Genomic DNA, 9,221 nt, shown 5'->3' on the forward strand with positions numbered 1-9,221 from the left:
CCCCCGCAAGCCGACCCACAGACCGCCCCAAGGCGGCACGGCCCCCACCAGAAGGAGGAAGACACATGCAGCCCAACCTGCGCACCGCGCTGGCCACCGCCGCCATCGCCCTCGCCGGCCCGGCCTTCGGGCAAGGCGGCACGATGGACGAGATCGCCAAATACCGGGAGATGCTGGCCGACGGCAACCCCGCCGAGCTCCTCGAAGCCAAGGGCGAAGAGCTCTGGAAGAAACCCCGCGGCCCGAAGAACGCCAGCCTCGAGCAATGCGACATGGGCCTCGGCCCGGGCAAGCTCGACGGCGCCTACGCCCAGCTCCCGCGCTACTTTGCCGACACCAAGAAGGTGATGGACGCTGAATCCCGCGTCGTCCATTGCATGGTGAGCCTGCAGGGCTTCACCCAGGCCGAAGCCACGAAGAACTGGTACTCGAGACCCGGCCAGGATTCCGACATCGAGGCGCTGGTCACCTACATCGGCGGCAAGTCCAACGGCGTGAAGATCAATGTGCCGGCGCGCCACCCCGAAGAAGCGCGGATGGCGAAGGTGGGCGAATACATTTTCTACCGCCGCAGCGGCCCGCAGGATTTCTCCTGCGCCATCTGCCACGGCCAGGAAGGCAAGCGCATCCGCCTGCAGGAGCTCGGCAACCTCACCACCCAGGCCGGCGCCGGCACCGCCATGAGCACCTGGCCGTCGTACCGGGTATCCCAGGGCGCGGTGTGGACGATGCAGCGGCGCCTGATCGACTGCATGCGCCAGGCCCGCTGGCCCGAGCCCCAATACCTAGCCGATTCCATCATCGCGCTGGAAGTCTTCCTCCAGAAGACCGCCAGCGGCACCGTGATGCAGACCCCCGGCATCAAGCGCTGAGCCCCGGAGACGACCATGAAAAACACCTTCATCGCCGCCCTCCTCGCTTTGGGCGCCACCGGCATCCATGCGGCCGATCCGGTCGCCTTCCAGGCCGAGCAGATCTTCCGGAGCTCCTTCCGCCCCGACAACCCGAAATACTGGATGACCCGTCTCGACCAGGACGAGGCCATGCGCCTGTGCAGCCAGTACAAGGACAACCCGCCGCCCAAGGTGCGCGCCCAGATCGAGAAAGCCCAGCAGGCCACGATCCGCTACCCCGTCGAAGGCAAGCTCATCGGTGACTGGAAGGAAGGCGAAAAGCTCGCCGCGGTGGGCACCGGCGGCCACATCGGCTTCATCCAGCCCGACCCGCCGGGCCGCGTGCGTGGCGGCAACTGCTACGCCTGCCACCAGCTCGCCAAGAAGGAAGTCGCCTACGGCACCATCGGCCCGAGCCTCCAGCACTTCGGCAAGCTGCGCGGCAACAGCGACGAGATCATCAAGTACACCTACGACAAGATCTACAACTCCAACGCCTTCACCGCGTGCACGAACATGCCGCGCTTCGGGCTGCACAACTGGCTGACGCCCGAGCAGATCACCCACATCGTCGCCTTCCTGGTCGATCCCGAATCGCCCGTGAACAAAGATTGAGAACGGAGTCCATCGCATGTCCATGAACCGTCGGGATTTCCTCCAGGTGCTGGCCGTTGCCGCGGCCGGCGGCCTGGCGCTGCACAGCAATCCGTCCGAGGCTGCCAAGTCCGCCGCACGCATGTACGACCTGCCGCGCTTCGGCTCGGTGAGCCTGCTCCACATGACCGACTGCCACGCGCAGCTCCTGCCGATCCACTTCCGCGAGCCGGACGTGAACCTGGGCGTCGGCCCGATGGCCGGCCAGGTGCCGCACCTCGTCGGCGAGAACCTGCTGCGCCACTTCGGCATCCGCCCCGGCACACCGGAGGCTCACGCCTTCACGTATCTGGATTTCGTGAAGGCCGCCAAGACGTATGGCAAGGTCGGCGGCTTCGCCCACCTCGCCACGCTGGTCAAGCAGCTCAAGGCCAGCCGGCCCGGCGCGCTGCTGCTCGATGGCGGTGACACCTGGCAGGGCTCCGGCCTCAGCCTGTGGACCAACGCCCAGGACATGGTCGATGCCTGCAAGGCGCTGGGCGTCGATGTGATGACGCTCCACTGGGAAGCCACCTACGGCGAAGCCCGCGTCAAGGAGATCGAGGAGAAGGATTTCGCCGGCAAGGTGGATATCGTCGCCCAGAACATCAAGACCGCCGACTTCGGCGACCCGGTGTTCAAGCCCTACGTGATCCGCAACATCAACGGCGTGCCGGTGGCCATCGTCGGCCAGGCCTTCCCCTACACGCCCATCGCCAACCCGCGCTGGCAGGTGCCCAACTGGAGCTATGGCATCCAGGACGACAACCTGCAGAAGGTGGTCGACGAAGCCCGCGCCGCCGGCGCCCAGGTGGTGGTCGTGCTGTCCCACAACGGCATGGACGTGGATCTGAAGATGGCGAGCCGGGTGCGCGGCGTCGATGCCATCCTCGGCGGTCACACCCACGACGGCGTGCCCGCGCCGGTGATCGTGAAGAACGCCGGCGGCCAGACGCTGGTCACCAACGCCGGCTCCAACGGCAAGTACCTGGGCGTGCTGGATCTCGACGTGAAGGCCGGCAAGGTGGTCGACTTCCGCTACAAGCTGCTGCCCGTCTTCGCCAACCTGATCCCCGCCGACCCGACGATGGACGCCCTCATCAAGAAGATGCGCGCACCGTATGAGGGCAAGCTCGCCGAGAAGCTCGCGGTGAGCGAAGGCCTGCTGTATCGCCGGGGCAACTTCAACGGCTCGTGGGACCAGCTCATCCTCGACGCGCTGCTCGCCGAGAAGAACGCCGAGATCGCCTTCTCGCCGGGCTTTCGCTGGGGCACCAGCCTGCTGCCCGGCGACACCATCCGGATGGAGCACCTGCTCGACCAGACCGCCATCACCTACCCGTGGACTACCGTCACGATGATGAGCGGCGAGCAGATCAAGACCGTGCTCGAAGACGTCTGCGACAACCTCTTCAACCCCGACCCGTACTACCAGCAGGGCGGCGACATGGTGCGCGTGGGCGGTCTGCAGTACGCCTGCGACCCCAACGCCGCGATGGGCAGACGCATCACCGACATGCGCCTGGGCGGCAAGCCCATCGACGCCGGCAAGACCTACAAGGTGGCTGGCTGGGCGCCGGTATCGGAGGACGCCAGGAACGCCGGCGGCGAAGCCGTGTGGGATCTGGTCGCCCGCTACCTCAAGGGCCAGAAGGTGATCCGCGCCCGGCCCCTCAACCTGCCCACCCTCAAGGGCATGGCCGGCAACCCCGGCATGGCCTGAAGGCCCGTGCCAACCCGATCAAGGAGACGACGATGAGCCGCGCCCACGCATCCCTCCCCGCCTGGCTGCGGGTCATCGTCGCCGTCCTTGTCCCGCTGCTCGCCGGGCTGGCCGTGGCGGCCGAACTCAAGCCCATCCGCGTCTCCGAACACGCCTGGTACGTGCTGGGCGATTCGGGCATGGCGTCCGGCGCCAATCAGGGCTTCAACAGCAACGCCGGCTTCGTGGTCACCCGCGACAGCGTGGTGGTCATCGACGCCCTCGGCACGCCGGCGCTGGGCGAGGCGCTCCTCGCCGCAATCCGCAAGATCAGCGACAAACCGATCCGCCGCGTGATCCTCACCCACTTCCACGCCGACCACTTCTACGGCCTGCCCGCTTTCAAGGCCGCGGGTGCCGAGGTGTGGGCCCACCGGGCCGGGCGCGACTACTTCACCAGCGGCGAAGCCGCCGCCCGCCTCGCCCAGCGCCGGCAGGATCTCTTTCCGTGGGTGGATGAATCCACCCGCCTCGTCGAGGCCGACCACTGGCTCGACGGCGACACCCGCTTCGAGGAAGGCGGGCTGCACTTCCGGGTGAGCTTTCTTGGCCCGGCCCATTCGTCCGAAGACCTGATGGTCAGCGTGGACGAAGACGGCGTGGTTTTCTGCGGCGACATCCTCTTCGCCGGGCGGATTCCCTTCGTGGGCAGCGCCGACAGCCGCCGCTGGCTCGTCGCCATCGACCAGCTCGCCGCGCTCAAGCCGAAGATCCTCGTCACCGGCCACGGCCGCCACTCCACCAACGCCGCCGCCGACCTCACCCTCACCCGCGACTACCTCATCTACCTGCGCGAGCAGATGGGCCGGGCGGTGGATGAGATGGTCCCCTTCGACGAAGCCTATGCCCGCACCGACTGGCGGCGCTTCAGCAATCTCCCCGCCTTCGAAGCCGCCAACCGGATCAACGCCTACGGCACCTATCTCACCCTGGAGCGCGAATCTCTCGCCCGCTAATCCGATGCGCGCCGGCCTGCTCGCCCTGATCCTCGCCTTCAGCCTCGCCCTGGCCGGTTCGCCCGCTTCCGCCAAGGGGCCGCTCGGATCACGGCTCCACGACCCTGCCGCCCGGCCCGACGTGCTCTACGTCGTCCTCTTCAGCCTGCCCGACTGCCCCTACTGCGTGGCGATCCGCGACGCCTACCTGCCGGCCCTGCCCGACGACCCGCGCTTTCGCGAGCGGGTGCGCATCCGCGAGGTGTCCATCAGCAGCCCTCGCCCGATCACCGATTTCGATGGCACCCTCGCGCGCCAGGCCGACATCGCCCGCCGCTACGGCGTCAAGTTTGCGCCGACGGTACTCTTTCTCGACAAGGGTGGACAGGTGCGCGCCGAAGCGCTGCTGGGCGGTGACAGCGTGGGGTTATACGGCGGCTATCTGGAGAAGCGGGTGCTTCAGGGGCTCGACGCCGCGGCGGCCCACTGAAGCAGGCGCCGCTTTGGCGGCCTACTTGAACTGGTAGTAGCGGTGATTGAGCCAGGCGACCACGTCTTCCTCATCCTCGGGAAACCAGCCGGTCTTGAGCTGGCTGCTGCAAAAGCTCACCTGGGCGTGGAGCTGGGACAGGCTCTTCACCTTGCGGTCGCTGCGCAGGTAAAGCTTCGAGCCATCACCGCCAATCAGGCGCTGGTGGCACGCGGCACAGTTTTTTTCGGTCACCAGCTTTTCGCCCGCGGCCGGACTGCCGGCCCAGGCGCCCGCGGCCACCGTAAGGCCGGCCGCCAGCATCAGGAATTGCGTTGCGTTCATGGTCTGCCTCTCCGGAGGTTGATCGGATGAAATCCACGGAGGAAGTATGAAACATTTTGCCGCCAGCGCCATGATCGCGCTGCTTGTCATCGGTCTTCCCCTGCCGGGCACGGCCCAGGTGGACCCCGCCAGTGTGCCCGAGATCAAGCGTAGCCGGCTCCAGCTCTACCTCACCGCCCGCGAAGCCCACGACATCTATTCCCGCGAACCGGCCCGAACCCTCTTCCTCGACGTCCGCACCCGCGCCGAAGCCATGTACGTGGGCATGCCCAGTGATGCCGACGCCCTCGTGCCCTACGTCGAACACCAGGAGCTGATGACCGACTGGGACGACCGCAGGGGCATGTACCAGCTGATGGCCAACAGCGATTTCCTGACCGAAGCCGAGACCCGCCTCAAGCAGAAAGGGCTCACCAGGACCGACCGGGTGATCCTGATCTGCCGCTCGGGCGACCGCAGCGCCCACGCCGCCGACCTCCTCGCCAACGCCGGCTACACCCGTGTTTACAGCGTGGTGGATGGCTTCGAGGGCGACACCGCCAAGGACGGCCCGAAGGCCGGCCAGCGCATCGTGAATGGCTGGAAGAACGCCGGCCTGCCCTGGTCGTACAAGCTCGACAAGGCCAAGATGTACTTCCCGCGCTGATCGCCGCCGGCTCGGGCCGCTTGGCACCGCCGGCCCCGCGCCCGTAAGCTACGGGGCTCCGGCCTCTCCGCGTCCCCTGCCATGTTCCGAATCCGCACTCTTGCCGCGGCCACCGCCGCGCTCCTCGCCACCTTCGTCACGCCGGCCCACGCCGGCAAGACCCTCGACGCCATCAAGACCAAGGGTCAGCTCGCCTGCGGCGTGAGCACCGGCGTGATCGGCTTCTCCGCCGCCGACAGCCAGGGCCAGTGGCGCGGGCTCGACGTGGACGTGTGCCGGGCGATCGCCGCGGCGGTGCTGGGCGACCCGAACAAGGTGCGCTGGGTGCCCCTCAACTCCCAGCAGCGCTTCACCGCCATCCAGTCGGGCGAGGTGGACATCCTCTCCCGCAACACCACCTGGAGCCTGACCCGCGACGCCGGCCTGGGCCTGCACTTCACCGCCGTCACCTACTACGACGGCCAGGGCTTCCTGGTGGCGAAGAAATCCAAAGTCACCAGCGCGAAGCAGCTCAAGAATGCCGAGATCTGCGTGCAGTCCGGCACCACCACCGAACGCAACCTCGCCGACTGGTTCCGCGCCCAGGGCATCAAGGTCAAGCCGGTGGTCTTCGAGAAGTTCGAGCCGTCCATCAAGGCCTTCTTCAGCGGCCGCTGCCAGGCCTACACCACCGACGCCTCGGCGCTGGCCTTCATCCGCACCAAGGAAGCGCCCAATCCGGACGACTACCTGGTGCTGCCCGAGATCATCTCCAAGGAGCCCCTCGGCCCGGCCGTCCGCCGCGGCGACGACGAGTGGTTCGCCATCGTCAAATGGGTAGTCCAGGCGCTCGTCGAAGCCGAAGAGCTGGGCATCACCCAGGCAAAGGTGGATGCCCTCAAAACCTCGCCCGACCCGGCCGTCCAGCGCTTCCTCGGCGTGGGCGAAGACCTGGGCAAGAGCCTCGGCCTCGACCGGGAATGGGCCGCCCGCGCCGTCAAGGCCGGCGGCAACTACGGCGAACTCTTCGAGCGCAACGTGGGCGCCGGCTCGCCCCTCAAGCTGCCCCGCGGCCTCAACGCCCAGTGGAACAAGGGCGGCCTGATGTACGGCCTGCCGCTGCGCTGATTCCATCGCGGGCGCCAACGCCCGCGACACCCGCAATGCACGCAAAACAGCTCTCCCGCATCGCCGCCCAGGCGCTGATCGTCCTCGCCGTCGCCGGCCTGCTGGCGCTGCTCGTCACGACCACCGCCGGGCACCTCGCCCAGCGCGGCATCCGCAGCGGCTTCGATTTCCTGCTCGAGCCCGCCGGCTTCACCCTGGGCGAGACCGCGATCCCGCTGGATGCGGGCGACTCGACCCTGCTGGCCTTCGCCGCCGGCCTCGCCAACACCCTGCGCCTGGCCCTGCCCGGCGCGGCGCTGGCCCTGGGGCTGGGCGTGCTGGTGGGCTTCGGGCGGCTCGCCGAGCATCCGCTGGTGCGCGGCCTCGCCAGCGCTTTCGTGAATGCCTTTCGTAACATCCCGCTGCTGCTCCAGCTGCTGGCGTGGTATTTCATCCTCACCGACCTGTTGCCCGCCTCCGACGCCGCGCTGCGCCTCGCACCCGGCGTGTTCCTCAGCAAATCCGGGCTGGCCCTGCCCTGGTGGGGCGAGGCCGGCTTCGAGATCCCCGAGCCCGCCGGCTTCGGCATCGACGGCGGCGCCCGCCTCACGCCGGAATACCTGGCGATGCTGATCGGCCTTGTGATCTACACCGCCGCCTACATCGCCGAGATCTTGCGCGCCGCGGTCGAGGCCCTGCCCCCCGGCCAGCGCCTCGCCGCCCTGGCGATGGGCATGACGCCGCGCCAGACCTTCGGCCTCGTGCTGCTGCCCCAGGCCTGGCGCGCCGCGCTGCCGCCCGTCACCAGCCAGCTCCTCAACCTGTTCAAGAACGCCTCCCTGGCGGTGGCCATCGGCTACCCCGATCTCGTCTCGGTGGCCGGCACCAGCCTCAACCAGACCGGCCGCGCCATCGAATGCCTCTCCATCGTGATCGCGGTGTACCTGCTGCTGTCGCTGGCGGGCGCGGCGGTGAGCCACCGGCTCGAACGGCGCGTGCTGCGGGGCGGTGTCGCGTGATGGGCACCGTGCTGGCTCCGATCCGCCGCCGGCTGTTCGGCGACGCCCTCAGCACCGCGCTCACGCTGCTCGTTATCGCCGCCGCCCTCGTGGCCTTGCCGCCGCTGCTGCGCTGGGCGGTGCTGAACGCCGCGTTCAGGCCCGATGCCGCCGCCTGCACGGCCCTCGACCACGCCGGCGCCTGCTGGGGCGTGGTGGCCGAGAAGGCCCGCTTCATCCTGCTCGGTCGCTACCCCGGCGACGAAAGCTGGCGGCCCATCGCCGCCGCCGGGCTGATCGTCGCCAGCTGGCTGGCGGTCGCCTTCGGGCGCATCGGCGGACGCACCGCCCTGCTCGCCCTGGCGTTGCCGCCATTCGCCGCCGTGCCGCTGCTGGGCGGCGGTTTTGCAGGCCTCGCCCCGGTGCCCACCGAACTATGGGGCGGCCTGCCGCTGACCCTGCTCCTCACTGCCGGCGGCATGGCCGGCGCGCTGCCGCTAGGCATTGCGGTGGCTTACGGACGACGCTCGAAGCTGCCGGTGCTGCGCGGTCTGCTCACGGCCTATGTGGAACTCGCGCGGGGGATTCCGCTCATCGCCGCGCTGTTCGTGGCGTCGTTTTTGCTGCCGCTGTTCTTTCCGGACGGCGTGGCCCTCGACATGCTGTGGCGGGTGCTGATTGCCATCGTGCTGTTCGCCGCCGCGTATCTGTCGGAGATCATCCGCGGCGGGCTGCAGGCGATCCGCCCCGGCCAGCTGGACGCCGCCGCCGCGCTGGGCCTCTCGCCGTGGCAGACCCAGCGCTGGATCGTGCTGCCCCAGGTGCTGCGGGCCGCCGCGCCGTCGCTGGCCAACAGCGCCATCGCCCTGTTCAAGGACACGTCCCTGGTCACCGTGGTGAGCCTGTACGAGCTCACCGGCTCGCTGGGTCTCGCCCTCGCCGGGGATGGCGAATGGCGGCCCTTCTACCTGGAAGCCTGGCTCTTCCTCGCCGTCATCTACTGGCTGGGCTGCGCGCTGCTGGCGAGGATCAGCTCCGCAATACGGCGACGGCCTTGATCTCGATGATGTAGCCCGGCACGCCGCACAGCTGGGCCGCGCCGATCGCCGTCCAGGCCGGGTAGTCGCGGGTCAGGTAGCGGTCCTTCACCTCCATGAACAGCGGCAGGTCGCGCATGTCGGTATGGAAGGTGGTGAGATCGACGATGTCGGTCATCTCGGCGCCGGCTGCTGCCAGCACTTTCTTGAGGTTCTCGAAGGCCTGGACGATCTGCGCCTCGCGGGGCTCGACGAGCTGCATGTGCTCGTCTCGGCCGATCTGGCCGGACACATAGATGGTGTCGCCGACCTTCACTGCCGGCGCGTAGTGGATTTTTTCGTAAACCGCTTCCATCCCCTTCGGGATGATGGGCTGGCGATCGCTCATGGTGGCGCTCCGTTGCAAGTTGGGGTGCC

The 9,221-nt window shown here is 68.4% G+C and carries 11 protein-coding genes; 9 read left to right on the forward strand and 2 right to left on the reverse strand.

Features of this window, described 5'->3' with window-relative positions; translation table 11 throughout:
- Nucleotides 1-65: 65 nt before the first annotated feature.
- Genes soxA through Q0672_RS04865 form a run of 5 tightly spaced genes read left to right on the forward strand, consistent with a single transcriptional unit; the run spans nt 66 to nt 4,713 of the window.
- Complete coding sequence (gene soxA / locus Q0672_RS04845; RefSeq protein ID WP_298620326.1) at nt 66-872, forward strand: sulfur oxidation c-type cytochrome SoxA; 807 nt, start codon at nt 66-68, stop codon at nt 870-872.
- A 15-nt stretch (nt 873-887) separates the two neighbouring features.
- Entirely contained in the window at nt 888-1,508 is a 621-nt protein-coding gene (gene soxX, locus Q0672_RS04850; protein WP_298620328.1) for a sulfur oxidation c-type cytochrome SoxX, read from the forward strand.
- A 16-nt stretch (nt 1,509-1,524) separates the two neighbouring features.
- Nucleotides 1,525-3,249 (forward strand): thiosulfohydrolase SoxB, encoded by a 1,725-nt coding sequence (soxB, locus tag Q0672_RS04855; protein WP_298620330.1) that lies wholly within the window; start codon nt 1,525-1,527, stop codon nt 3,247-3,249.
- 32 nt (nt 3,250-3,281) lie between these two features.
- A complete protein-coding gene (locus Q0672_RS04860; RefSeq protein WP_298620332.1) occupies nt 3,282-4,244 on the forward strand; it encodes an MBL fold metallo-hydrolase in 963 nt (320 codons plus the stop codon).
- 4 nt (nt 4,245-4,248) lie between these two features.
- Nucleotides 4,249-4,713, forward strand: a complete 465-nt coding sequence (locus Q0672_RS04865; protein WP_298620334.1) for a thioredoxin fold domain-containing protein — start codon at nt 4,249-4,251, stop codon at nt 4,711-4,713.
- A gap of 21 nt (nt 4,714-4,734) precedes the next feature.
- Here Q0672_RS04865 and Q0672_RS04870 read toward each other — a convergent pair whose 3' ends face one another.
- Complete coding sequence (locus tag Q0672_RS04870) at nt 4,735-5,037, reverse strand: c-type cytochrome (RefSeq protein ID WP_284187153.1); 303 nt, start codon at nt 5,035-5,037, stop codon at nt 4,735-4,737.
- Between the two features lie 46 nt (nt 5,038-5,083).
- On the opposite strand from Q0672_RS04870, the gene Q0672_RS04875 reads away from it, so the two are divergent.
- The 4 genes from Q0672_RS04875 (at nt 5,084) to Q0672_RS04890 (ending at nt 8,825) form a co-directional block, all read left to right on the forward strand.
- Nucleotides 5,084-5,683: a rhodanese-like domain-containing protein gene (locus Q0672_RS04875; RefSeq protein WP_298620337.1), complete on the forward strand. Its 600-nt coding sequence runs from the start codon at nt 5,084-5,086 to the stop codon at nt 5,681-5,683.
- 81 nt (nt 5,684-5,764) lie between these two features.
- Nucleotides 5,765-6,790: an amino acid ABC transporter substrate-binding protein gene (locus Q0672_RS04880; protein ID WP_298620339.1), complete on the forward strand. Its 1,026-nt coding sequence runs from the start codon at nt 5,765-5,767 to the stop codon at nt 6,788-6,790.
- Nucleotides 6,791-6,825: 35 nt separating this feature from the next.
- Nucleotides 6,826-7,788, forward strand: coding sequence for an ABC transporter permease subunit (locus tag Q0672_RS04885; protein WP_298620341.1), 963 nt, complete (start codon nt 6,826-6,828; stop codon nt 7,786-7,788).
- Nucleotides 7,788-8,825 carry an amino acid ABC transporter permease gene (locus tag Q0672_RS04890; RefSeq protein ID WP_298620344.1) on the forward strand — a complete coding sequence of 346 codons (1,038 nt, stop codon included), beginning with the start codon at nt 7,788-7,790 and terminating at the stop codon, nt 8,823-8,825. The genes Q0672_RS04885 and Q0672_RS04890 overlap by 1 nt, the downstream gene beginning before the upstream one ends.
- Here Q0672_RS04890 and Q0672_RS04895 read toward each other — a convergent pair.
- Entirely contained in the window at nt 8,797-9,192 is a 396-nt protein-coding gene (locus Q0672_RS04895; RefSeq protein WP_298620346.1) for a RidA family protein, read from the reverse strand. The genes Q0672_RS04890 and Q0672_RS04895 overlap by 29 nt on opposite strands.
- Nucleotides 9,193-9,221 lie beyond the last annotated feature (29 nt).

It is taken from the genome of uncultured Zoogloea sp. (genome assembly GCF_937894855.1).
GTDB lineage: Bacteria > Pseudomonadota > Gammaproteobacteria > Burkholderiales > Rhodocyclaceae > Zoogloea > Zoogloea oryzae.

Bases quoted from the DNA above. Each gene is read 5' to 3' on its own strand.
- Q0672_RS04885 (WP_298620341.1), top strand. From the start codon at position 6,826: ATGCACGCAAAACAGCTCTCCCGCATCGCCGCCCAGGCGCTGATCGTC.
- soxX (WP_298620328.1), top strand. From the start codon at position 888: ATGAAAAACACCTTCATCGCCGCCCTCCTCGCTTTGGGCGCCACCGGC.
- Q0672_RS04890 (WP_298620344.1), top strand. From the start codon at position 7,788: ATGGGCACCGTGCTGGCTCCGATCCGCCGCCGGCTGTTCGGCGACGCC.
- Q0672_RS04880 (WP_298620339.1), top strand. From the start codon at position 5,765: ATGTTCCGAATCCGCACTCTTGCCGCGGCCACCGCCGCGCTCCTCGCC.
- Q0672_RS04860 (WP_298620332.1), top strand. From the start codon at position 3,282: ATGAGCCGCGCCCACGCATCCCTCCCCGCCTGGCTGCGGGTCATCGTC.
- soxA (WP_298620326.1), top strand. From the start codon at position 66: ATGCAGCCCAACCTGCGCACCGCGCTGGCCACCGCCGCCATCGCCCTC.
- soxB (WP_298620330.1), top strand. From the start codon at position 1,525: ATGTCCATGAACCGTCGGGATTTCCTCCAGGTGCTGGCCGTTGCCGCG.
- Q0672_RS04865 (WP_298620334.1), top strand. From the start codon at position 4,249: ATGCGCGCCGGCCTGCTCGCCCTGATCCTCGCCTTCAGCCTCGCCCTG.
- Q0672_RS04895 (WP_298620346.1), bottom strand. From the start codon at position 9,192: ATGAGCGATCGCCAGCCCATCATCCCGAAGGGGATGGAAGCGGTTTAC.
- Q0672_RS04875 (WP_298620337.1), top strand. From the start codon at position 5,084: ATGAAACATTTTGCCGCCAGCGCCATGATCGCGCTGCTTGTCATCGGT.
- Q0672_RS04870 (WP_284187153.1), bottom strand. From the start codon at position 5,037: ATGAACGCAACGCAATTCCTGATGCTGGCGGCCGGCCTTACGGTGGCC.